Origin of the sequence: Streptomyces sp. Qhu_M48 (genome assembly GCF_051305195.1) — a bacterium.
Classification (GTDB): domain Bacteria; phylum Actinomycetota; class Actinomycetes; order Streptomycetales; family Streptomycetaceae; genus Streptomyces.
Window position 1 is genome coordinate 4,577,003 of sequence record NZ_CP195432.1, and the last position, 22,886, is coordinate 4,599,888.

Annotated in this window: 22 protein-coding genes; 9 read left to right on the forward strand and 13 right to left on the reverse strand. The window is 73.4% G+C overall.

The features are described from left to right. Window positions 1-129 precede the first annotated feature (129 nt). Window positions 130-807: a class F sortase gene (locus tag ACRRSS_RS20815; RefSeq protein ID WP_435972624.1), complete on the reverse strand. Its 678-nt coding sequence runs from the start codon at window positions 805-807 to the stop codon at window positions 130-132. Between the two features lie 88 nt (window positions 808-895). Further along, complete coding sequence (locus ACRRSS_RS20820) at window positions 896-1,405, reverse strand: sortase (protein ID WP_435972625.1); 510 nt, start codon at window positions 1,403-1,405, stop codon at window positions 896-898. Between the two features lie 413 nt (window positions 1,406-1,818). On the opposite strand from ACRRSS_RS20820, the gene ACRRSS_RS20825 reads away from it, so the two are divergent. Both ACRRSS_RS20825 and ACRRSS_RS20830 read left to right on the forward strand, forming a co-directional pair. Next, on the forward strand, window positions 1,819-2,880 hold the full coding sequence (locus tag ACRRSS_RS20825; RefSeq protein WP_435972626.1) for a right-handed parallel beta-helix repeat-containing protein: 1,062 nt from the start codon (window positions 1,819-1,821) through the stop codon (window positions 2,878-2,880). Window positions 2,881-2,971: 91 nt separating this feature from the next. Continuing rightward, window positions 2,972-4,021, forward strand: a complete 1,050-nt coding sequence (locus tag ACRRSS_RS20830) for a methyltransferase (protein ID WP_435972627.1) — start codon at window positions 2,972-2,974, stop codon at window positions 4,019-4,021. 86 nt (window positions 4,022-4,107) lie between these two features. Here the strand turns inward: ACRRSS_RS20830 and ACRRSS_RS20835 are convergent, their stop codons facing one another. The 7 genes from ACRRSS_RS20835 to ACRRSS_RS20865 all read right to left on the reverse strand — a co-directional run bounded on the left by ACRRSS_RS20835 (window position 4,108) and on the right by ACRRSS_RS20865 (window position 9,406). After that, window positions 4,108-4,440, reverse strand: coding sequence for a TcmI family type II polyketide cyclase (locus ACRRSS_RS20835; protein ID WP_435972628.1), 333 nt, complete (start codon window positions 4,438-4,440; stop codon window positions 4,108-4,110). A 25-nt stretch (window positions 4,441-4,465) separates the two neighbouring features. Beyond that, window positions 4,466-4,945 (reverse strand): SRPBCC family protein, encoded by a 480-nt coding sequence (locus tag ACRRSS_RS20840; protein WP_435972629.1) that lies wholly within the window; start codon window positions 4,943-4,945, stop codon window positions 4,466-4,468. A gap of 1 nt (window position 4,946) precedes the next feature. Further along, window positions 4,947-5,207, reverse strand: a complete 261-nt coding sequence (locus ACRRSS_RS20845) for an acyl carrier protein (RefSeq protein WP_435972630.1) — start codon at window positions 5,205-5,207, stop codon at window positions 4,947-4,949. 23 nt (window positions 5,208-5,230) lie between these two features. After that, window positions 5,231-6,478 (reverse strand): ketosynthase chain-length factor, encoded by a 1,248-nt coding sequence (locus ACRRSS_RS20850; protein ID WP_435972631.1) that lies wholly within the window; start codon window positions 6,476-6,478, stop codon window positions 5,231-5,233. Next, window positions 6,475-7,743: a beta-ketoacyl-[acyl-carrier-protein] synthase family protein gene (locus ACRRSS_RS20855; protein WP_435972632.1), complete on the reverse strand. Its 1,269-nt coding sequence runs from the start codon at window positions 7,741-7,743 to the stop codon at window positions 6,475-6,477. The genes ACRRSS_RS20850 and ACRRSS_RS20855 overlap by 4 nt, the downstream gene beginning before the upstream one ends. Next, entirely contained in the window at window positions 7,740-8,210 is a 471-nt protein-coding gene (locus ACRRSS_RS20860) for a cupin domain-containing protein (RefSeq protein WP_351907696.1), read from the reverse strand. Before ACRRSS_RS20860 ends, ACRRSS_RS20855 begins: the two co-directional genes overlap by 4 nt. 77 nt (window positions 8,211-8,287) lie before the next feature. Continuing rightward, a complete protein-coding gene (locus ACRRSS_RS20865; RefSeq protein WP_435972633.1) occupies window positions 8,288-9,406 on the reverse strand; it encodes a SchA/CurD-like domain-containing protein in 1,119 nt (372 codons plus the stop codon). A 234-nt stretch (window positions 9,407-9,640) separates the two neighbouring features. On the opposite strand from ACRRSS_RS20865, the gene ACRRSS_RS20870 reads away from it, so the two are divergent. Further along, window positions 9,641-11,299 (forward strand): FAD-dependent oxidoreductase, encoded by a 1,659-nt coding sequence (locus tag ACRRSS_RS20870; protein ID WP_435972634.1) that lies wholly within the window; start codon window positions 9,641-9,643, stop codon window positions 11,297-11,299. 4 nt (window positions 11,300-11,303) lie between these two features. Next, window positions 11,304-12,095 (forward strand): alpha/beta fold hydrolase, encoded by a 792-nt coding sequence (locus ACRRSS_RS20875; RefSeq protein WP_435972635.1) that lies wholly within the window; start codon window positions 11,304-11,306, stop codon window positions 12,093-12,095. Between the two features lie 121 nt (window positions 12,096-12,216). Here ACRRSS_RS20875 and ACRRSS_RS20880 read toward each other — a convergent pair whose 3' ends face one another. Continuing rightward, entirely contained in the window at window positions 12,217-13,026 is an 810-nt protein-coding gene (locus ACRRSS_RS20880) for a polysaccharide deacetylase family protein (RefSeq protein WP_435972636.1), read from the reverse strand. Between the two features lie 166 nt (window positions 13,027-13,192). Continuing rightward, window positions 13,193-13,333 (reverse strand): hypothetical protein, encoded by a 141-nt coding sequence (locus tag ACRRSS_RS20885; protein WP_435972637.1) that lies wholly within the window; start codon window positions 13,331-13,333, stop codon window positions 13,193-13,195. Window positions 13,334-13,437: 104 nt separating this feature from the next. Between ACRRSS_RS20885 and ACRRSS_RS20890 the strand changes: the two genes are divergently transcribed. Then, window positions 13,438-15,018 (forward strand): amino acid permease, encoded by a 1,581-nt coding sequence (locus ACRRSS_RS20890; RefSeq protein WP_435972638.1) that lies wholly within the window; start codon window positions 13,438-13,440, stop codon window positions 15,016-15,018. 19 nt (window positions 15,019-15,037) lie between these two features. Here ACRRSS_RS20890 and ACRRSS_RS20895 read toward each other — a convergent pair whose 3' ends face one another. Continuing rightward, window positions 15,038-15,724 carry a TetR/AcrR family transcriptional regulator gene (locus ACRRSS_RS20895; RefSeq protein ID WP_435972639.1) on the reverse strand — a complete coding sequence of 229 codons (687 nt, stop codon included), beginning with the start codon at window positions 15,722-15,724 and terminating at the stop codon, window positions 15,038-15,040. Window positions 15,725-15,880: 156 nt separating this feature from the next. Here ACRRSS_RS20895 and ACRRSS_RS20900 point away from each other — a divergent pair, with 156 nt between their 5' ends. Genes ACRRSS_RS20900 through atzF form a run of 4 tightly spaced genes read left to right on the forward strand, consistent with a single transcriptional unit; the run spans window position 15,881 to window position 22,657 of the window. Further along, entirely contained in the window at window positions 15,881-16,723 is an 843-nt protein-coding gene (locus tag ACRRSS_RS20900) for an urea amidolyase associated protein UAAP1 (RefSeq protein ID WP_435972640.1), read from the forward strand. Further along, window positions 16,720-17,364, forward strand: a complete 645-nt coding sequence (locus ACRRSS_RS20905; protein WP_435972641.1) for an urea amidolyase associated protein UAAP2 — start codon at window positions 16,720-16,722, stop codon at window positions 17,362-17,364. The genes ACRRSS_RS20900 and ACRRSS_RS20905 overlap by 4 nt, the downstream gene beginning before the upstream one ends. 5 nt (window positions 17,365-17,369) lie before the next feature. Then, complete coding sequence (uca, locus tag ACRRSS_RS20910) at window positions 17,370-20,957, forward strand: urea carboxylase (protein ID WP_435972642.1); 3,588 nt, start codon at window positions 17,370-17,372, stop codon at window positions 20,955-20,957. Beyond that, window positions 20,954-22,657: an allophanate hydrolase gene (atzF, locus tag ACRRSS_RS20915; protein WP_435972643.1), complete on the forward strand. Its 1,704-nt coding sequence runs from the start codon at window positions 20,954-20,956 to the stop codon at window positions 22,655-22,657. Before uca ends, atzF begins: the two co-directional genes overlap by 4 nt. On the opposite strand, the gene ACRRSS_RS20920 is transcribed toward atzF, so the two are convergent. Further along, window positions 22,654-22,866 (reverse strand): hypothetical protein, encoded by a 213-nt coding sequence (locus tag ACRRSS_RS20920; RefSeq protein WP_435972644.1) that lies wholly within the window; start codon window positions 22,864-22,866, stop codon window positions 22,654-22,656. The genes atzF and ACRRSS_RS20920 overlap by 4 nt on opposite strands. Window positions 22,867-22,886 lie beyond the last annotated feature (20 nt).

The following is a 22,886-nucleotide window of genomic DNA, read 5'->3' on the forward strand; positions in this document are numbered from 1 at the left end:
GCCAGGGCCCGTTGGGGTTCTTCCACTCGCCGCGCACCTGCTGGGGCCCGGCCTGCCGTGTAGCCGCACCCCGGCCGGGCCTGCCGTCGCCGCACCCCGGCCGGGCCGTGGCCGCGACGCGGCACGCCGCTACCTCACGGCGGTCACGGCGGTCAGGGAGGCGTAGACGACCGTGTTGGCTTGGTATCCCGTGCTGTCGGACCAGCCGCCGCCGCAGGTGATGAGCCGTAGTTCGGGGCGGCCGGATTCCCCGTAGACCTTGTCGTCGGGGAACCGGCTCTTCGCGTGGTCCTCCACCGCCTCGACGGTGAAGAGGGCCGTGCGGCCGTCGGCGCGTGCGATCGCGATCTCGGCGCCCCGTTCGAGGGCGCCCAGATCGTGGAAGACGGCGGGACCGGCGGGGGTGTCCAGATGTCCGGTGACGACGGCCGTCCCGCGGGAACCGGGCGCGGTCCCGTCGGCGTACCAGCCGGCGAAGGCGGGGAGGTTCACGGGCGGCGGCTCCAGCGCCCCCGACTCGTCCAGGGCCAGCCGCATCAGGTGGGCGTCGACCCCGATGGCGGGGATCCGGATCCGCAGCGGGTCCGACGCGGGCAACGGCGCGAGGGCCGGGCGCTGCGGCGCGGCGGCTCGTACGGCGGTCCGCGCGACCTCCGACCGGACCTGGTTCCCTGGCTGCGGAGGGTCGTCGCGCAATGCGTCGGCGAGCAGCAGGGCTCCGGCGAGCGCGGTCCAGGCGAGCAGCTTGAACGACGGGGTGTACCGCGACGACGGGCCGCCGGCCCTCGTCCCGGAGTCTTTCCTCATGGTGGCGATGCCTTTGCTCGGTGCCGGGAAGCACTCCGTCCCCGCGCCCTCGCGGGGACGGGGACGGAGGGACGCGGCGGACGGACGGTCAGGCCGGGCTCCCGGCGGCCGTGGCGCGCCGGCGCATCTTGACGGCGCCGCCCACGACGGCGGCGCCCACCAGCAGCCAGCCGAGGCCGAACTCGGTGCCCTTGTCGGCGGTGCCGCCGAATCCGGCGTCGACCGCGCCGTTCGGGCGGCCGGCGATCTGGTAGGTGGCGGTCAGCTTGACCCGGGGCGGGCACTTGAGGGTCAGGGTGTCCGTGCCCGAGGCGGAGTCCTTCGGCAGCTTGAACTCACCCACGAGGACGCCCGGCCGGTCGCCCGCGAAGAGGTGGAAGTTCCCGGCCGCCTCGGACACGCCCTTGCCGTAGGTCTCCTTGCCGCAGGCGGTCGTGGTGACGGTGACGGTGCTGCCGGGGGCGGCGTTGCGCGGGTGGACGCGGACGTCCCTCGCCGCGGTCGAGGATTCGCCCTCGGCGGCCAGGGCGGTGGGGGCGGACAGGGCGAGGGCGCCGGCGATCAGGGCGATCCGGAGACCGGTACGGGCGAGACGCATGGTTTTCTCTCCTCCGAGGGAGCAGTTCTCGGCCGGCGTGTCCGCGCGGCTCCTGTGCTGTGCTCCGTGCCCGAGGGAACCCTCGCCCCGGGACCGCCGCAACGCGAGAGGCGTGCGAGGGTGTCGCCCGGTCGGGCTCTTGACCGCCCTCCCCGGGTTCGTCACCGCAGGTCACGGCAGCTGACCCACCGTGACGGGAACGTCGGCGCCCGGGCGGCGAATGGGCTAGGACGACGCGGGGCCGGGGCGCCTGCCGCCGCGTGGGACTGACGGTCGCTCAGGTGAGGCGCGGTCCGGTGTCGTTGCCCGCGGGCGCGACCCGCTCCCGGGTCCGTTCGACATTCGGGTGGCCAGGGAGCCCGAGCGGGTGATCAGCGGTGGCGGGGCGGTGGGCCCGCTCATAACTTCGCCATATGACCAGACGACAGATTGCCTACCTGGCATGCACCGTGGCCGTGGTGACGACCGGCCTGGGCGCCGCCCCCGCGTCCGCCTCCCGGTCGCTGCATCAGGTGAAGCCCGGCGAATCGATCCAGAAGGCCGTGGACGCCGCACGGCCGGGGGACACCATCGTCCTGTCCCCCGGTACCTACCGTGAGAGCGTCACGATCACGACCTCGAACCTGACCCTGCGGGGCTCGACCGTCTTCCCCACCGTCATCGTGCCCGGCGCCGCCGCGGCCGGCGACGCCTGTGCCAAGGCCGGTCACGGCATCTGCGTGACCGGCACGGACAGCCGCCCGGTCAAGGGCGTCACCGTACGGTCGCTGACCCTGAGGAACTTCACCAAGAACGGCCTGTGGGCCTCGCGGACCGACCGGCTGAAGGTCCACCGGGTGACCGCCGAGAAGAACGGCAACTGGGGCATCGCCCTGGAGCGGTCCGTCCGCAGCGCGCTGAGCGGGAACACCGCCCGGGACAACGCAGACGCCGGGCTCTTCGTGTCCAACACCACCGACACGGAGTCGGGAGCCGTCGACGCCGAGGGGACGGTGATCAGTCACAACCGTCTCTCCGGCAACCGCATCGGCCTCACGGTGCGGCGTCTGCGCAACCTCACCGTCCAGTACAACGAGGCGACCGGCAACTGCGCCGCGGTGTTCGTGGTGGGTGACGAGTCCACCCCGCGCGCCGGGGCGATGACCCTGCGCCGCAACCACGTCCACGCCAACAACAAGCTCTGCCCCAAGACGCCCCGTCTGCCCTTCCTCCAGGGCTCGGGCATCGTCCTCACCGGCGCCGAGGAGACGGTGGTGGCGGAGAACAGGATCGTGGACAACGTGGGCGCCTCCCCGCTCTCCGGCGGCATCGTGCTGTTCAAGAGCTTCGTGGGCGCCCTGAACGAGCGCAACGAGATCCGCGACAACGTGGTCCTCCGCAACGGCTCGGCCGACCTGGCCAACCGGGACACCGGCAAGGGCAACACCTTCCGCGGCAACACCTGCGGGGTCTCGGAGCCCGCGGGAATGTGCTGAACGGTCCGGGGGGAACGGCCGGCACGGCTCGTGGCGTCCGCTCCCCCTCCCCTCCCCCACCCACGGCACGACAGAAGAGACAAGGCGACAGATGACGACTGTTGATCCGGCACCCACGACCCTCGAACCGGCGCCCCCGCCGCCCATGCGGCTGCGGGAGCTCGTCTTCGGGGCGGCGCGCGCCGCGGCCGTCCGCGCCGCCGTCCGCCTCGGCGTCGCGGACGCCCTGGGCGACACCCCCCGCACCGTCGAGGAGCTGGCCGCCGCGGTGGAGACCGAGCCGGGCACCCTGCGCCGTCTGCTGCGCGCGCTCGTCGGCCAGGGCGTCTTCGAGGAGCGGCCCGACGGCACCTTCGCCCACACCGAGATGTCCCGGCTGCTGCGCGAGGACGACCCGCACAGCCTGCGGTACATCGCGCTGTGGTGCACCGAGCCGTGGACCTGGGACGTGTGGCCGAAGCTGGACGAGGCCGTACGCTCCGGCCGGGGCGTCTTCCAGGACGTGTACGGCAAGGAGTTCTTCCCGTACCTCAACGAGGACGCCCCCGAGTCGGCGTACGTGTTCAACCGGGCGATGACGACGTCGAGCCGGCAGTCCGCGCAGGACGTCGCCGACCTGCTCGATCTGACGGGGGTCTCCTCCGTCGCCGACATCGGGGGCGGTCAGGGGCACGTCCTGGCGAGCCTCCTGGAGCGCCACCCGGATCTGCACGGCACGCTGCTCGATCTGCCGGGGGTGGTGGAGAACGCCGATCCGCGCCTGCGGGACGGCGGCTCGCTCGCCTCCCGGGTCCGGATCGTGCCCGGGGACTGCCGCGAGGCCATCCCCGTCGAGGCGGACGTGTACGTCATCAAGAACATCCTGGAGTGGGACGACGACAGCACCCGCAGGGCGCTGGCCAACGTCCGGAAGGCGGCGCGGCCGGGTGCCCGCGTCGTCGTGATCGAGAACCTCGTGGACGACACCCCGTCGATGAGGTTCACGACCGCCATGGACCTGCTGCTGCTCCTCAACGTCGGCGGTGCGAAGCACACCCGGCAGTCCATGGTCGACCGGCTGACGGAGGCGGGCCTCGTCATCGGCGAGATCCGGCCGGTCAACGCGTACCTCCACGCCTTCGAGTGCGCTGTCCCCGCCTGACCTCGCGGGACGCGGGGAAATCCCGAGGCCGCCGGCCCCGTGTTCTCACGGAGTCGGCGGCCTCGGGATGTCCGCTGGGGCCTCGTTCAGGAACCGGCGTCCCGCTCCCAGCGGTAGAAGCACTGCGCCATGGCGTCCTTGGGGCTGCGCCAGGTCTCCGGGTCGTACGCGCTGACGTACGCCGACAGTCGCTCGCTGGCGCTCCGGAACTCGGGGTGCCCGGTCAGCTTCGCGATGGCGGGCGCCGGGTCGCGCTCCGACTCGATGAGGTGCAGGTAGACGTCGCCGAACTGGAACAGGCGGCGCCGGGAGACGCCGACCAGGTGCGGCAGTTCGCCGCGGTCGGATTCGGTGAAGACGTCGGCGATCGCGGGCGCCGAACCGGGCGCCATACGGGCGACGATCAGGGCGTGGTGCATCGAGTGTCCTTCCTGGGTGTGGGGGTCAGCCGGGCAGGACCGGTGCGTGCCGGCGCTCACGGGCGACCTGCTCGATGCGGTCCCGGATGAGGGCCATCTGGGTGCGGGAGTTGCGGTTGATGTTGTCCGTCATCCAGTCGTCGTCGACCGGGGCGTCGGGCTTCATCGCGAAGTCCTGCACCCAGCGCATGTGGACGCCGACAGGTGTCTCCTCGTACTCCCACCGGATCTTCATGTGGTCGAACGGCCCGGTCTCGACGCGGCGGGCGTCGACGGTGCGCCTCTCGCGGTCCACGGTGCGTTCCGACACCCAGCTCCAGACCTTCCCGGACTCGTCCGGGTGCATGGTCAGGCGGAAGGTCGTCGAGTCGCCCTCGCGGGAGAGCACCTCCAGGGAGGCGTACTCGCTGAAGAGCCGGGGCCAGTTCTCGATGTCGTTGGTGATGTCCCAGACGAGGTCGAGGGGGGCGTCGATGGTGACGCTGTTGTCGGTGTGTCCCGGCACGTCAGACTCCCGTCCTGAACGAGTTGTTGACGAGGTCGATGAACTCGGCGGGCGTCTTGCAGCGCTCCGCGTCGGTGGGGAGCGACCGGCTGTACCGGTTCTCCAGCTCCCCGACGATGCCGAGCAGGCCGAGCGAGTCGAGGCCGATGACGCTGAAGGGCGTGTCCGACGTCCTCTCCAGCTCCCGGGGGTCGACGGTGACTCCGGCCGCCTGCTTCATCAGCGTGGCGAGTTCGTCGAAGGTCACTTCGGTGGTGATCATCTCTGTTCTCCTTCCCGCCCGGTCTACCGGGCGGTGTCGCCACCGCGGCGCACTACCAGCGCCGCGTTGGATCCCATGAGTCCCCTGCTGAGGACGAGGGCCGTGCGCAGCTCGGCGGGGCGAGCGCGGGACATCACCAGATCGAGGTCGTGGTCGATGTCGAACACGTGGGGGGTGGGGGGCACCAGGCCGTGTTCCATCGCGAGGACGGCGGCCGCGGTGTCCAGGACGGGTGCGCCGCAGTAGGCGCGGCCGTACCCGGTCTTGGGCGCCGTGACGGGCACGCGGCGGGCGTGTGCCCCCAGGGCGTCGGCGATCGCAAGCGCCTCGGCGCGGTCCGCCTCCGGGACGCCGAGGGCGTCGGCGAAGACGACGTCGATCTCCTCCGGGGCGCAGTCGGCCTCGGCGAGCGCGACCCCGATGGCGCGGGCGAGGCCCTCCCGGGACTCCTCCCAGCGGGAGGCGCCGGTGAAGGTGGCGCCGTGTCCGGCCACGACGGCCCGGACGGTGGCTCCCCGGTCGCGGGCGCGGTCCTCGTCCTCCACGACGAGCATGCCGCCGCCCTCGGCGGGCACGAAGCCGCAGGCTCCCGCGGTGAAGGGGCGGTAGGCGCGGTCGGGTTCCTCGACGGTGCTGAGCTCGGGGTAGCCGAGCTGGCAGACCATCGAGTACGGGGCGAGGGGCGCCTCAGCGGCGCCGACGACCACCGCGCCCGTGCCGCGCCGTACGGCGCGGGCCGCGTGGGCGAGGGCGTCCAGGCCGCCGGCCTCGTCGCTCGCGACCACGCCGCACGGTCCCTTGAAGCCGCTCCGGATGGAGATCTGACCGGTGCTCGCGGCGTAGAACCAGGCGATGGACTGGTACGGGCCGACGAACTTGGAGCCCTGGCCCCACAGCTTCTGGAGCTCTCGCTGGCCGAACTCGCCGCCGCCGGACCCGGCGGCGGTGACCACTCCGATGGAGAAGGCGTCCTCGGGGTCGTCCCGGCCGACGCCCGCGTCGTCGAGCGCGAGCTGGGCGGCGGCCATGGCGTAGTGGCTGAAGCGGTCGGTCTGGACGAGGAAGCGTTCCTCGATGAGGGCGGCGGCGTCGAAGCCGCGGACCTCGCCCGCGACCTTGAGCGGGAGGTGCTCGCAGCCCTCGCGGGTGATCCGGTCCAGGACGCCGATGCCCTCCTGGACGGACTTCCAGTACGTGTCGGCGCTCAGTCCGTTGGGGGCGATCACCCCGATGCCGGTGACGGCGGCGCGCCGTGGGCGCTCGGTGCTCATGGTGTCCTCCCTGCCGGCTCCGTCAGGAGCACCGCGGACTGGAACCCGCCGAACCCGCTGCCGACGGAGAGCACGTTCCTGAGCTTCCGGGGGCGGGCGGTGCGCGGCACGTAGTCCAGGTCGCACTCGGGGTCGGGGATCTCGTAGTTCGCCGTCGGCGGTACGACCTGATGCTTCAGGGCGAGGACGCAGGCGGCCACCTCTATCGCGCCGATCGCTCCGAGCGAATGTCCCACCATCGACTTGATGGAGCTCATGGGCGTGTCGTAGGCGTGGGCGCCGAGGGACCGCTTGACGGCGGCCGTCTCGTGCCGGTCGTTCTGCCGGGTGCCGGAGCCGTGCGCGTTGACGTAGTCGATCAGCGTGGGGTCGAGCCGGGCCTGGTCGAGCGTGCTGTCGATCGCCCGGGACATCTCGAGTCCCTCGCCGGTCAGACCGGTCATGTGGTACGCGTTGCCGAAGGTGGCGTAGCCGCCGATCTCGCAGTAGATGTGCGCACCGCGGGCCCGGGCGTGCTCGTACTCCTCCAGGACGAGGACCGCCGCGCCCTCGCCCATCACGAAACCGTTGCGCCGGTTGTCGAAGGGCTTGGAGGCGTGGGCGGGGTCGTCGTTGTCGGGCGACGTCGCCTTGATGGCGTCGAAGCAGGCCATGGTGATCGGCGATATCGGGGAGTCCGACGCCCCCGTGATGCAGACGTCCGCCCGGCCCTCCTGGATGGTGTGGAAGGCGTAGCCGACGGCGTCGAGACCGGAGGTGCAGCCGGTGGAGACGGTCTGCACCGGGCCGCGGGCGCCGAACCGTTCGGCGACGACCGAGGCGAGGGTGCTCGGGGAGAACGCCATGTGCAGTTTCGGGTCGGCCGCCCGGTGGTCCACGTCCCACCGCTGTCCGCCCGCGCTGACCAGGACGTAGTCGTGTTCGAGCCGGGTGGTGCCGCCGACGGCGCTGCCGAGGGAGACGCCGACGCGCCACGGGTCCTCCGTGTCGGTGTCGAGGCCGGAGTCCTGGACGGCTTCTCCGGCGGCGACCACGGCGAACTGGATGTACCGGTCGGCGTGCAGGCTCAGCTCCGGGTCGAGGCCGTGCGCGAGCGGGTCGAAGTCGCACTCGGCGGCGATACGGGACCGCAGGCCCGCCGGGTCGAACAGGGTGATGCCGCGGGTCGCGGTACGGCCTTCGGCGAGGAGGTCCCAGAACGCCGCCGCTCCGGTGCCGCCCGGAGCGACCACGCCGATCCCGGTGACGGCCACGCGCCGGTTCACTCGATCGCCCCGCTCCGCTCGGCCGGCTGCCCGGGATCGCCCACGGTCAGGTGCGGCCCGGCGGCGGCGAGCTCGGCCTCGTCGGTGTCCTCCGTGTCGACGTGGCCGAGGCTCGGCCGGGGTGCGAGCGGGCCCAGGTGGAAGACCATCCGGGCCTCCTCGTCGCCGACGTTGCGGAAGCGGTGGCGCACGTCGATGGGGATCAGGAGCCCCTGCTCGGGCCGGAGCGCGTACGTCTCCCCGTCCAGGTCCACTTCGAGCGCGCCGGAGACGACGTACACGAACTCCTCGGAGTACGGGTGGTAGTGCTCACCGATGCGCTCGCCGGGCTGAACGATGGCCAGGCCCATGAAGCCGCTGGTGGAACCCACCGTGGCCGGGGTGAGCATGGCCCGCAGGTCACCTCCGCGCCTGCGGTTGGGCTCCGTCTCGCTCAGTTTCACGATGCGGGGACGCTGATGAAGCATGGTTGATACCTCCGAGTGTGGCGGTGACGTCCGGGAGAACGGTCACGGGTTGGGCCGCGGCGGCACGTCGGGAACCCTCAGGATTCCGCCGAGGTGCGGTCGGTGACGGGCAGCATGTCGGCGTGCGACAGGAGCCGGTTGATGTTGCGGTCCGTCGTCAGGGAGCCCTCGACGCCGATCGCGGCACCGTCGAGGAGCCGCTCCAGTTCGGCGGCCTTCTGCGGGCCCTTGAGACCGAGCGAGGCGGCGGGGTCGAGGTCGAGGTCGCCCGTGATGTCGATGAGGCGCACCACGATGTCGTCACGGTGGAAGACGGTGCTGCCGTACACGGGGCTGTCCGGGTCCTCGGCCGCCTCGGCGTCCTGCCGGGCGAGGAGCTGGGCCAGCTCGATGCCGCGGCCTTCCTTGGCCGGGTAGTACAGGGCGTGGCGCCGCAGCTCGGCCGGGGCCGGACGGCTGGACACCACGTGCTGGACGGCCGGAAGCGCGGCCCGGGTGAAGAAGACGCGCGCCGACTCGGGGTCGGTCAGGTCCCGGTCCTGCTCCAGGTACGGGTTGATGGCCTCCTCGACCGCCCGTACCTCGGGCTGGCGGGCGACGTGGCGCAGGGCCACCAGGAGGTCGCCCTCCACCTCCACGGCCCGCACGACGCGGTTGCCGTGCATGAAGAGCGAGGTGCGGCGGAGCCGGGTGGTCTCGTCGACCTGGGCCTTCGGCGACTCGTACCCGGCGAGGAGCTCCGCGACCTTCGACTCGGAGCCCGGCTTGACGGTGAAGGTGAGGGCGTGGCGGGCCACTCCGTCACCCACGCGGGGCGCCACCTGCACGCCGGCCGAGGCCTGCGCGAGCGGTTCGCGGACTCCGGTCTCGCGCAGCACGCTGTAGCGCATGGACCGGGTGTCCCGGACGCAGCTGTGCATCGGCTTGACGGTTTCGACGTGCTCCTCGCTGTTCACCCAGGCGAGGAACGGCGGAGCACTCTCCCACTCGCTGGTGATGAGCCACTGCGAGGGGTTCTCGATGGACTGGCAGAGCTGGTCACTGATGTGACCGGGGACGGTGGCGACCTGGCGGCGCATGAGGTCGTACGCCTCCAGGAACTGCTGCTGCGCTCCCTCGTACAGGTCGAGCAGCAGGATCACCCGCAGCCTGGAGCCGTCGAACGCCGACTGGGAGATACGTGCCGACGTGGTCATCCGGCACACCTCTTCTCTCTTCGGGGAGGGTCGGAAGAATCCGCCCTGCCCGAGGAGGGCAGGGGTCGTCATGTGCCGATCGTCGGCGTGCCTGGGCACGTCGCGCGAGTCCCACGGGGCGGATGAGTGAACCGCGCGTCATTCGGGTGCTCCGAACGCGCGAAGCGGTCCCCGCCGGGCATGGATCTCCTTCCCACCCCCGACTCGCGTCACAGGTGACGCTGGAGGCAATCGATGAACCGATTCGAAGGGACCGGCGAGGTCGGTCACCGCACGCCCGTGCTCATCGTCGGCGGCTCTCTGGTCGGCCTGTCCACCTCGCTGTTCCTGGGGCGTCTCGGTGTGCCGCACACGCTGGTCGAGCGTCACTCAGGCACGTCGGTCCATCCGCGCGGGCGCGGCAACAACGTGCGCACGATGGAGGTCTTCCGGACGGCCGGGGTGCTGCCCGCGATCCAGGAGGCCGCCTCGGTCCTGTCGGACAACAACGGCATCCTCCAGGCGCCGAGCCTGGTGGGTGACGCCGGCGACTGGCTGTTCAAGGAGATCGACCCCGGGGGCGGTCTGGCCCGCTTCAGCCCCGCCGGGTGGTGCCTGTGCAGCCAGAACAACCTGGAGCCGGTGCTGCTGGAGAAGGCGCGTGAGCTGGGCGGGGACCTGCGCTTCTCGACGGAGCTGATGTCGTTCGAGCAGGACGACGAAGGGGTGATCGCGCAGGTCAAGAGCCGCGAGACCGGAGAGCACACCACCATTCGCGCGGAGTACCTCGTCGCGGCGGACGGTCCGCGCAGCCCGGTGCGCGAGCGGCTCGGCATCGCGCGGAAGGGCCCCGGCGACCTGTTCCACAACGTGAGCGTCACGTTCAGCTCCCGCGGCCTCGCCGACGTCGTCGGCGACCGGCGCTTCATCGTCTGCTACCTCACGGATCCCGGTGCCGACGGCGCTCTCCTGCCGGTCGACAACCAGGAGCGCTGGGTGTTCCACGCCCCCTGGCACCCCGAGCGCGGCGAGACCCTGGAGGAGTTCACCGACGAGCGGTGCCGGGACCACATCCGGCGGGCCGTGGGAGTCCCGGACCTCGACGTGGAGATCACGGGCAGAGCCCCCTGGCACGCCGCCGAGAGAATCGCCGAACGGTACGCGGACAGGCGGGTGTTCCTCGTCGGCGACTCGGCCCACGAGATGCCGCCCACCGGGGCGTTCGGCTCCAACACGGGCATCCAGGACGCGCACAACCTCGCCTGGAAGCTCTCCGCCGTCCTGGACGGATGGGCCGGCCCCGGTCTGCTCGCGTCCTACGACGCGGAGCGCCGCCCCGTCGCGGAGGCGACCAGCGCCCGCGCCTCCTCGCGCTCGGTCGAGCACAGCCACCCCGGGTACGCCCCCGATCCCGGAGCCGGCGGCCCGGCGGGCCGCAAGGGCGGGATCCTCAACGTGGTGCTGGGCTACCGCTATCCGCGGGGCGCGGTCGTGGACGCCGACGGCACGCAGCCGGTCGTGCCCGACGGGCTGCGGCTGACGGGCGAGCCGGGGACCCGGTCGCCCCACCTGTGGCTGGAGCGCGACGGTGACCGGATCTCCTCACTCGACCTGTACGAGCGGTCCCTGGTGCTCCTGAGCTCCGCGGGCGGCACGGGCGGGTGGCACACGGCGGCGGCGCGCGTGGCGCAGCGGCTGTCCGTCCCGCTCGACTCGTACCGGATCGGTGCGGGACCGGACGCGGAGCTGTCCCCGGCGGCCGGCCCGGACTGGGCGGAGGCCCACGGCGTCACCGCGGAGGGCGCGGTGCTCGTCCGCCCCGACGGGTTCGTCGCCTGGCGGTCCCCGGAGGCCTCCGGGGATCCCGAGACCGCGCTGCGGGAGGCCCTCACGGCGATCCTGGACAAGGACTGAGCCGATGGGCGAGTACGTCGACCTCGCCGGTGTGAGGACCTGGTACGAGACCGAGGGCGACGGCGATCCGCTGGTCCTGCTGCACGGTGGTTTCTGCACCAACGAGACCTGGGGTGCCCAGCGTGCCGACCTGGCCGGGGAGTACCGCCTCTTCCTGCCGGAGCGGCGCGCGCACGGGCACACCCCGGACGTGGCCGGGCCGCTGTCGTACCAGGACATGGCGGACGACACGGTCGCGTTCCTGGAACGGGTGGTCGAGGGTCCGGCGCATCTGGTCGGGTGGAGCGACGGCGGCGTCGTGGCGCTGCTCGTCGCCGCCGCCCGGCCGGACCTGGTCCGCAGGGTCGTCCTGATCGGGGCGACCTTCAGGCCCTCCCCCGAGTGCTTCGCCGAACCAGCCATGCTCGACGCGATGACGTCGGACGGCCCGGACCTCGCGTTCTTCCGCGAGCTGTACGTGGCCGCCACACCGGACGGTGCGGACCACTGGCCGGTGGTGGCGGACAAGATGACCGACATGTGGCGGACCCAGCCGACCCTCACCCCCGAGGACCTGGCGCGGGTGCGGGCGCCCACCCTGGTCATCGCCGGCGACGACGACATGATGACCCTGGAGCACACGATCGCCCTCTACCGCGCGATCCCGGGGTCCCAGCTCGCCGTGGTGCCCGGGGCGTCCCACCTGGTCCCGCTGGAACAGCCGGACCGGGTCAACCGGATGATCCTCGACCACCTGGCGCGGGAGGCGGTGGAGACGATGCTGCCGATCCGGCGCGCGGCGGCGGAGGGCGGGTAGTCACCGCCGGATGCGGGACGCGCCCGTCCCGTCCCTCGCTCCGCCCGGTCCGGGCGGAGGTCGAGGACGGGGCGGGCGGGTTCACCGTCGTCCCGGTCGCGCCGAGCGGGTCGACGGCGCCTCAGGGGGCCGTGCGTACGGGGAAGCTGAAGGTGCGTCCCTGCTCCTTCAGCCAGGGCAGCACCTGCTTCAGGGCGGCGACGGTCTGCGCGCGGTCGCCGCCGCCGTCGTGGAAGAGGATGGTCGGCCCGTTGGAGAGCTCGTTCTTGACGGTGCCGACGATGGCGGCGGTGCCCGGCAGTTCGAAGTCCTTGGTGTCGACGTTCCACCCCAGCGGCCGCATGCCTGCCTGGGCCGCGATCCGCCGGCTGTCGGGGGTGAACGCGCCGCCCGGCGCCCGGTAGTACTCCACCTCGGCTCCCCCGGCCGCGTCCTCGATCATCTTCTTCGCCTCCAGGATCTGCTGCTTCTGGTAGGCGACGGACTTCTTGTCCATGGTGGTGTCGTGGGAGATGGTGTGGTCGCAGAGGCGGTGGCCTTCCGCGACGACCCGCTTGACCAGGTCGGGGTGTTCCCGCGCCCGGGGGCCGACCATGCAGAACACGGCCTTGACGCGGTGTTCCTTGAGGATGTCGAGGATCTGGGGCGTCCACCGGGGGTCGGGGCCGTCGTCGATGGTGATGTTCACGGCCGTACCTCCGGCCTCGGCGGCGTGGGCGATCCCCTCGGGCATCCTCGCCTTCGACGCCGGCGGGGGTGCCTGCCCGGGCTTGCCGTCCCGTTCCGCGGGCGCGGTCCCGTGCGCGCCCGTCCCCGCGCGGGCGGCGGCCTCGGTGTTCGTCAGCGCGGTGGCCCCCCACGCGGCCAGGCATATCCCCACCGCCGACGCCGCCACGGCCATGTGTGCGGTGTACGTGCCCTTCAGCCCCATGTCAGTGCCACTCCTCGTCCGTTCTTGACGCTCTCCCGGAGGGGAGGACGGAGGAGACCACCGCGAGGTTTCACCCGTTCGGCCCTGTTCCGGTCCCGTGACACAAGCGGTGCGGCGGCGCCGTCGTCCCAGGCCGGGTGACCGGGCGTGAAGTGGGGGAGGTCACTCAGGTGTGGTGCTCGCGGGACAGCCGGACGGTGAAGCCCGCCGGGTCGATCGAGCACCGCGGGACGAATCCGACGAGTCGCCCGGCCCGCTCGCCGTAGTCGGCCGCCGCCGCACGTGAGCGCCCAGGGAGAGGAGTCACTAACGGCGGAGACACCACCGCGACACGCGGCGGAAACCGGCCTTCCCTAATTTCTGTCACCCGACAGGTATCGCAGGAACTCGCCTCCGCGACAGGGGACCGCCATGACCGTCACCACCGAACCCACCCCGCCGGCACCGCCCTCGCCCGGCGCCGCGGGCGAGGGCGCGCCCGCGGCGGGCGACGGCTCGCTCGCCGCGTTCGGCTACCCCCAGGAGCTGCGGCGCCGGATGGGGCGGTACGCCTCGTTCGCCGCCGGGTTCTCCTTCATCTCCGTTCTGACCACGGTCTTCCAGTTCTTCTCCCTCGGCTACTCCTTCGGAGGACCGGGCTTCTTCTGGACCTGGCCCGTCGTCCTCGTCGGACAGCTCCTCGTCGCCGCCTGCTTCGCCGAACTCGCCGCCCGGATGCCCATCGCGGGGGCGATCTACCAGTGGGCGAGCCGCCTCGGCACCCCGGCCTTCGGCTGGTGCGCGGGGTGGATCATGGTGATCGGGCGGATCGTGGTCGTGGCGGCCGCCGCGCTCGCCCTCCAGGTCGTCCTGCCGGCCGTCTGGCCGGGCTTCCAGCTCGTCGGCGGGGACCCGTCACCCACGACGACCAGCGGCGCCGCCAACGCCGCCGTCCTCGGCCTCGTCCTGCTGGCGCTCACCACGCTGCTCAACGTCCTGGACAACCGGGCGCTCTCGGCCGTCAACACGGTCGGCGTCACGGCGGAGATCGCCGGTGTCGCCCTGATCGTCACCCTCCTCGCCACCCACGCGGAGCGGGACCCCGGCATCACGCTGCACACCGGCGGCGAGGGCGGACTGATCGCGGCGCTCCTGGTGGGCTCGTTCACCGCCGCGTACGTCCTCATCGGCTTCGAGAGCGCGAGCGAGATGAGCGAGGAGACCGTCGATCCCCGGCGCACCGCTCCCCGTACGACTCTCAGCGCCCTCGCCACGTCCGGCGTCTGCGGCGGCCTGCTGCTGCTCGGCGGGCTGCTCGCCGCGCCCAGCCTCACCGACGGGCGCCTCGCGACCGAGGGCCTGGGGTACGTGCTCACCAGCACCCTCGGCGACGGCCTCGGCAGGATCCTGCTCGCCGACGTGGCCCTGGCCATCTGCGCGGCGACCCTGGCGATCCAGACCTCGGCCACCCGCATGCTCTACTCGATGGCCCGCGACGGCGTCCTCCCGCGTTCGGCGCGGCTGGCCCGGGTGCCACGGCGGACCGGGATGCCCGGCACGGCCGCGGTGGTGGTCGGCGTCTGCGCGGGGCTGCTGCTCCTGCTGAACCTCGCCTCGCCGCAGGCCTTCCTCGCCATCGGCACCACGTGCATCGCGATGGTGTACCTGGCGTACGCGATGGTCACCGTGCCGATGCTGGTCCGGCGACTGAGGGGCGAGTGGCCGCCGCCCACCGACGGCGACCGCGACGAACTCGGCCGGCCGCTGTTCTCCCTCGGCCGCTGGGGACTGCCCGTCAACGTCCTCGCGGTCGGCTACGGGCTCCTCATGACGGTCAACCTCGCCTGGCCGCGCGCCGAGGTGTACGACCCGGAGGGCGGCCACTGGTACTTCCAGTGGTTCACCGTCCTGGTCGTCGCCGTCACGGTCGCGACGGGCGCGGCGTACCGCTCGTACGGGCGTCGCCGGGAGGCCCGTCGGGCGCCCGGGAAGGACGCGTGCCTTCCGGGGTGATCCGCCGTCCGCCGCCGGGTCAGGCATCCGCCGCGAGGAGTCGTTCCCCCTCGCGGCGCAGCCGTGCGAGGGAGCGCCGCGGCACGCCCGCCACCCGTAGCGCCGCGTCGGCCGTCGCCGTCGCCAGGGCGCGCTGGTCGCGGGCGGGGTCGGCGCGCCGGATGAGGATCACGCTCTCGGTGAGGCCGAGGAGGAGGTCCGTGCGGAGCGCCAGGTCGTCGGCGTCGAGCGCCGCTCCCGGCTCCGTGGCGGCCAGCAACTCCCCGTAGCACCGCTTGAGTTCGGATCGGACCCGGTGGAAGGCGGCGAAGCGGTCCGTCCGGACCTCGGGCAGCAGGTAGAGCGCCCCGAGGTTGTGCGGTCCGCCGCAGAGCAGCGCCGCGTCGGAGTGGCACAGGGCCCAGAGCCGCGCCTCGGGGGCCGCCTCCGTACCGGAGACGAGGGCGCGCGCCACCTCCAGGGAGGGGCGGACGGTGCCTTCGAGCAGCTCAGCGAGGATCGCTTCCTTGCCGTCGAAGTAGTGGTACAGGGACGCCTGTCGCAGCCCGGCGCGCTCCGCGATCGTGCGGGTGGAGGTCGCGGTGTAGCCACGGGTGGTGAACAGCTCGGCGGCCGCGGCCAGTACTTCGTCGCGCGGCTCCAGGCCACTGACGGGGCGCTCCTGGACCCGGGGGCGGCCGACTCTTCTGCTGGTGGGCGTGGTCACTCCGTGATCCTCGCACAGGGCCGATGGCTCCCTCCGGGGCGAGTCCCGGGGTGAGTTTCCGGTAACCGACGCGAAACGCTCGGGCAATGGTCGCGAAGCGCCCGCTCCCTAATTTCTGTCGGGCGACAGAAACAACTTCCGACCGGAGGTCGATCCATGGCGACACCGTCAGCGACAGCTTCGACGCACGGGGCGCGCGACCACGCCCGCGCCCAGGAGGGCACCCGGGTCGACGCCATGCCCGTCCTGCCCGCGAGCAGCTGGCCGGCGCCGCCCGAGGGCGTGGCCGCCGGGGACGTCGTGTGGGCCGAGACCGTGGCGGGCGGCGGCTACACCCACAAGGTGCTCGCCCGCGGCACCGAGCTGCGCCTCACCGACCCCACCGGCGACGCCTGCGCGCATCTGCTGCTCCACAGCGCCGACCGCCCCTGGGAACGGCTGAACGTGGCCGACACGGTCAAGGTGCTCTGGAACGCGTACCTCGGCGCGGGCCACCTGCTCCTCTCCGACCAGGGCCGGGTCCTCGCCTCGGTCGTCCGGGACACCTCCGGTCGCCACGACGCCCTCACGGGCACCTCCACCCTCGCGCGCAACACCGCGCGGTACGGGGACGGGACCGCGCACTCCGCCTCGCCTGCGGGACGCGAGCTGTTCAAGCTCGCCGCCCTCAAGAACGGTCTCGCCCCGCGCGACCTCCCGCCGTCCCTCTCCTTCTTCCAGGGCGTACGGATCGCCGAGGACGGCTCCACCGCGTTCACCGGCTCAGCCGGCCCCGGCGGGACCGTCACGCTCCGCGCCGAACAGGACGTCATCGTCCTCCTCGCCAACGTCCCGCACCCGCTGGACCCGCGCCCCGCGTACCGCTGCGGAAACCTCGGCGTCCTCGCCCACCGGGCCCGCCCGACCGCTCCCGGCGACCCGCTGTGGGACGCCACTCCCGAAGGCCGCCGCGCCTTTCTGAACACCGTCGACCACCTCACCGCCCGGGGGCACGCATGACCACCACCGCCACACGGGGCCGCGTCGTCTCCGACACCACCGTCCCCGCCCGCGCCGCCTGGTCGGCGGTCGTCCGCGCGGGCGAGCTGCTGACCATCACCGACCTGCACGGCAACCAGGCCGCCGACTTCCTCCTCTACGACGCGCACGACACCTCCGTGCGTTACAGCGCCCCCGACACGATCCAGGCGCGGGGCGGTCTCTTCCTGACCACCGGCTCGGTGCTCCTGTCCGACGAGCACACCCCGCTGATGACCGTCGTCGAGGACACCTGCGGACGGCACGACACCATCGGCGGCGCCTGCTCCAAGGAGTCCAACACCCTCCGCTACGGCCATCACACCTGGTCGCAGCACGCCTGCGTGGAGAACTTCCTCGCGGAGGGCGCCCGGCACGGACTCGGCAAGCGCGACCTGGTCTCCAACATCAACTGGTTCATGAACGTGCCGGTCGAGAGCGACGGCACCCTCGGCATCGTCGACGGCATCTCGGCCCCCGGCCTGCGGGTCGTGCTGCGCGCCGAGACCGATGTCCTCGCGCTGCTCTCCAACTGCCCGCAGGTCAACAACCCCTGCAACGGCTTCGACCCGACGGCCGTACGGATGACCGTCACCGCACCCGACGACAGCGACGAGGTCTGACCACCATGACGTTCGACACCCTGCTCGTCGCCAACCGGGGCGAGATCGCCGTCCGCGTCCTGCGCACCGCCCGGGAACTGGGGCTGCGCACCGTCGCGGTGTACTCCGACGCCGACCGGGGCGCCGCGCACGTCCGGCTGGCCGACGAGGCCGTCCGGCTCGGCCCCGCGCCCGCCAAGGAGTCCTACCTCGACGCCGACCTGGTCCTGAAGGCCGTCAAGGACACCGGGGCCGGCGCCGTCCACCCCGGCTACGGGTTCCTCTCCGAGGACGCCGGTTTCGCCCGCCGCTGCGCCGACGCCGGCGTCGTCTTCGTCGGCCCCACCCCCGAGCAGCTGGAGCTGTTCGGGGCCAAGCACACCGCGCGCGCCGCCGCCCGGGCGGCGGGGGTGCCGCTCGCCCCCGGCACCGGGCTCCTCCCCGACGTGGACGCGGCCCTGACGGCGGCCGGGGAGATCGGCTATCCGGTGATGCTGAAGGCGACCGGCGGCGGGGGCGGCATCGGCATGCGGGCCTGCCACGGCCCGGCCGAACTCGCCGACGCCTGGGAGCGGGTGCAGCGGGTCGCCGCGGCCTCCTTCTCCTCCGCCGGCGTCTTCCTGGAGCGGCTCGTGGAGCGGGCCCGCCACGTCGAGGTGCAGGTCTTCGGCGACGGGCGGGGCCGGGTCGTCACCTTCGGCGACCGTGACTGCTCGCTGCAGCGCCGCAACCAGAAGGTCCTGGAGGAGGCCCCCGCGCCCGGCCTCCCGGACCGGATCCGCCGCGCACTCGCCTCGGCCGCACGGGACCTGTGCGCGTCGGTGGACTACCGCTCCGCCGGCACCGTCGAGTTCGTGTACGACGCCGCCCGCGAGGAGGCGTACTTCCTGGAGGTCAACACCCGCCTCCAGGTCGAGCACCCGGTCACCGAGGAGATCTACGGCGTCGACCTCGTCGCCTGGATGCTGCGCCTCGCCCAGGGCGACACCGGGGTCGTCACCGAGCCCCCGGCCCCCAGGGGCCACGCCGTCGAGGCCCGGGTCTACGCGGAGGACCCCTCCCGCGACCACCGGCCGAGCGCGGGCCTGCTGACCCGCGTCGCCTTCCCGGCCGGCGTCCGTGTGGACGGCTGGGTCGAGGCCGGTACGGAGGTCACCACCGCGTACGACCCGATGCTCGCCAAGGTCGTCGCGCACGGCGCCGACCGCGCCGAGGCGCTCGACCGGCTCGACAGGGCCCTCGCCGAGACCCGCGTCGACGGCATCGAGACCAACCTCGGCCTGGTGCGCGCCGCACTCCGAGACGCCGACGTGCGCGCCGCCGCCCACTCCACCGCCTCGCTCGCGGCGATCACCGACCCGACGCCGCGGATCGAGGTCGCCGCACCGGGCACCCTGACCACCGTGCAGGACTGGCCGGGACGCGTCGGCTACTGGCAGGTCGGCGTCCCCCCGGGCGGACCGATGGACGACCTCTCCTTCCGGCTCGGCAACACCGCGCTCGGCAACGACGAGGGAGCCCCCGGCCTGGAGTGCACCCTCCAGGGCCCCTCCCTGCGGTTCACCCACCCGACGACGGTCTGCGTCACCGGCGCCCCCGCCCGGGTGACCGTCGACGGCGCCCCCGTGCCGCAGTGGGAGCCCGTCACCGTCGAGGCCGGCGGCACCCTCGCCGTCGGGGCCCCGGACGAACGGGGCCTGCGCACCTACGTGCTGTTCGCGGGCGGACTGGACGTCCCGGAGTTCCTGGGCAGTACGGCCACCTTCACGCTCGGCCGGTTCGGCGGCCACGGCGGCCGCGCCCTGCGCGCGGGCGACGTCCTGCACGGCGGCGAGGCCCGGACGGAGACCTCCGTCGTCCCCCCGGGCGAGCGGCCGGTCCTCGACGGCGTGTGGCGGGTCGCAGCGGTCGAAGGCCCGCACGCCGCACCGGAGTTCTTCACCGAGGACGACATGCGCGACTTCTACGCCGCCGAGTGGAAGGTCCACTTCAACTCGGCGCGCACCGGCGTGCGCCTGGTCGGCCCCAAGCCGCGCTGGGCCCGTACCGACGGCGGCGAGGCGGGCCTGCACCCCTCGAACATCCACGACACGCCGTACTCGGTCGGCGCCGTCGACTACACCGGTGACATGCCCGTCCTCCTCGGCCCCGACGGGCCCTCCCTCGGCGGCTTCGTCTGCCCGGCGACGGTCGTCACCGGACAGCGCTGGAAGCTCGGGCAGCTCCGCCCCGGCGACACGGTCCGCTTCGAGCCCGTCACCGCGGAGGCCGCCGCCGCGCTGCGGCGCGACCCGGCCGCGGCGCCACGCGCCGACCGCGCCGCCGTCGTCGACGGCGGGGTCCTCGCCCGTCTGGAGGAGACCGGAGGCCGCCCCGCGGTCACCTGCCGGCGCAGCGGCGACGACAACCTCCTCGTCGAGTACGGGCCCATGCGGCTCGACCTGGCGCTGCGGATGCGCGTCCACGCGCTCGCGGAGGCGCTGGCCGCGCGCGCCCTGCCCGGCGTCGTCGACCTGACCCCGGGCATCCGCTCGCTCCAGATCCGGACGGACCCCGACGTGCTGCCCCAGCACGAACTCCTCGGGACCGTGCTGCGCGTGGAGGAGGAACTCCCCGCCACCGACGAGCTGGTGGTGCCCAGCAGGACCGTGCACCTGCCGCTGTCCTGGGACGACCCGGCGACCCGCGAGGCCATCGCCCGCTACGTGGCGGGCGTCCGCGACGACGCCCCGTGGTGCCCGTCGAACATCGAGTTCATCCGCCGCGTCAACGGCCTGGAGACGGCCGAGGACGTGTACCGCACCGTCTTCGACGCCGAGTACCTGGTCCTGGGCCTGGGCGACGTGTACCTGGGCGCGCCCGTCGCCACTCCCCTGGACCCCCGGCACCGCCTGGTCACGACCAAGTACAACCCGGCCCGCACCTGGACCGCGGAGAACTCGGTCGGCATCGGCGGCGCGTACCTGTGCGTGTACGGCATGGAGGGGCCCGGCGGCTACCAGTTCGTCGGCCGCACCACCCAGGTGTGGTCGGGGTGGCGGCAGCGCGGCGCGTTCGAGCCGGGCAAGCCCTGGCTGATGCGCTTCTTCGACCGGATCAGGTGGTACCCGGTCGGAGCCGACGAACTCCTGGAGCTGCGCGCGGACATCATCTCGGGCCGGTTCGTGCCGAAGACCGAGGAAGGGACCTTCTCTCTCGCCGCGTACCGGGGCTTCCTCGCCGAGAACGCGGCGTCGATCGCCGCCTTCCGGGCACGGCAGGGTGCCGCGTTCGGCGCCGAGCGCGACGCCTGGGAGGCCGCGGGCGAGTTCGCCCGCGCGGAGGCGGCCGCCGTGGTGGCGCCGCCGGCCGCCGACATCGAGGTGCCCGCGGGCGGGAGGCTGGTCGAGGCCGAGTTCACCGCCTGCGTCTGGCAGGTCAACGTCGAGGTCGGCGACCGGGTGTCGGCGGGGCAGCAGCTGATCGCCCTGGAGGCGATGAAGATGGAGGCGCCGGTACCGGCGCCCGCCGACGGTGTCGTCGCGGAGATCCTGATCAAGCCGGGAAGCCAGGTCGAGGCGGGCGCCGCGCTCGTCGTCCTCGCCCCCGCCGAGACCGCGGAGGTGGTCGCGTGAGCGGCGCGGTGGAACGGGTACGGGCGGCGTACGCCCGGATCGACCAGGTCGACCGGCCCGAGGTGTGGATCGATCTGCGCCCGCGGGAGGAGGCGGAGGCGGAGGCCGCCGCGGTCGACGCGAGGGTCGCGGCCGGTGAACGGCTGCCGCTGGCCGGAACCGTGTGCGCCGTCAAGGGCAACATCGACGTCGCCGGGCTCCCGACCACCGCGGGCTGCCCTTCGTACGCGTACCGGCCGGACGCCGACGCCCCGGCGGTGGCGCGTCTGCGGGCGGCGGGCACCGTGGTGCTCGGCACCACGAACCTCGACCAGTTCGCGACCGGCCTGGTCGGCACACGCAGCCCGTACGGCGCGGTCCGCAACGCCGTCGACCCCGCGTACGTCTCCGGCGGCTCCTCCTCCGGCTCGGCGGTCTCCGTCGCGCTCGGCCTGGTGGACCTCGCGCTCGGCACCGACACCGCGGGATCGGGCCGGGTCCCGGCCGCCTTCAACGGCGTCGTCGGTCTCAAGCCGACCATCGGCCTGGTCCCGACCGAGGGCGTCGTCCCGGCCTGCGCGTCGCTCGACTGCGTGACGGTCTTCGCCCGCACGCTCCCGGAGGCCGAGCGGGCCCTGTCGTTCCTGGCGGCGCCCTCGGGGCGCGCCCTCCCCGCCCTGGCGCAGCGCCGCCCGGGCCCCTGGCGGATCGCCGTGCCCGACGTCCGGCAGCTGGGCGAGCTGGACGAGGGCTGGGCGGAGGCGTTCCGGTCGGCGGCGGCCCGGCTCGCGGACGCGGGCGCCGCGATGCTCCCCGTCGACCTGGCCCCTTTCACCGAGGCCGCCGCGATGCTGTACGAGGGTGCTTTCGTCGCCGAGCGCTACACCGCCGTCGGCCCCTTCATCGAAGGGCACGCGGGCGCGCCGGACCTCGACCCCACGGTGGCCGGGATCGTCTCCGGGGCCCGGGACGTCCCGGCCCACCGCCTCTTCGCCGACCGTCGGACGCTGTCCTCCCTCCGGACGAGGGCGCTGGCCTCCCTGGGCGACGCGGACGCGCTGCTGCTGCCGACGACACCGGGCCACCCGACCCTCGCGGAGGTGGCGGCGGACCCGCTGGGCGCGAACGCCCGGCTCGGCCGCTTCACCAACGCGACGAACCTCTTCGATCTGGCGGCGGTCGCCGTCCCGGCGGGCGAGGTGAACGGGCTGCCGTTCGGCGTGACGCTGATCGGCCCGGCGTTCACGGACGAACGGCTCGCGCGCCTCGCCCGCCTGCTCACCGCACCGCCGACGCGGCTCGCGGTGGTCGGCGCGCACCTGTCCGGGCAGCCGTTGAACGGGCAGCTGCTGTCCCTGGGCGGCCGCCTGGTCCGTACGACCACGACCGCCCCCGCCTACCGGCTGTACGCCCTGGACACGGTGCCGCCCAAGCCGGGCCTCGTCCGGGTCCGCGAGGGTGGCGCCGCGATCGAGACGGAGGTGTGGCAGCTGCCCGCCGAGGGCCTCGGCGCACTCCTCGCGGCGCTGCCCCGCCCGATGGCGCTCGGCCGCGTGGAACTCGCGGACGGCGGCTCGGTCGCCGGCTTCCTCTGCGCGCCCGAGGCCCTCGACGGCGCCCGCGAGATCACGGCATACGGCGGCTGGCGCGCCGCTCTCCCCGCGCTGGGGGACCGCGCCGGCTCCGGCACGGTCCCCGGCGGGGGCGTCGTCGGCCTCTAGTCGTGTTCCGAGGTCTGTTCCTCCCGGCCCACGCCGGGGCGCTGGCGCTTGGCGCGGTGACCGGCCGCGCCTTCCCGGTCGGTGTCACCCGCACGGGAGGTGACGGCCTCCTCGGCCTCCTCGCGCGCCTTCCGGTCGCCGCTCTCGCCTTCCGCGTGCGCCGGGGTGGTCCGGGCGGGGCGGTCGTACCGCCGCTCGTTCTCGTTCATCGTCTCCTCATTCCGTCGTG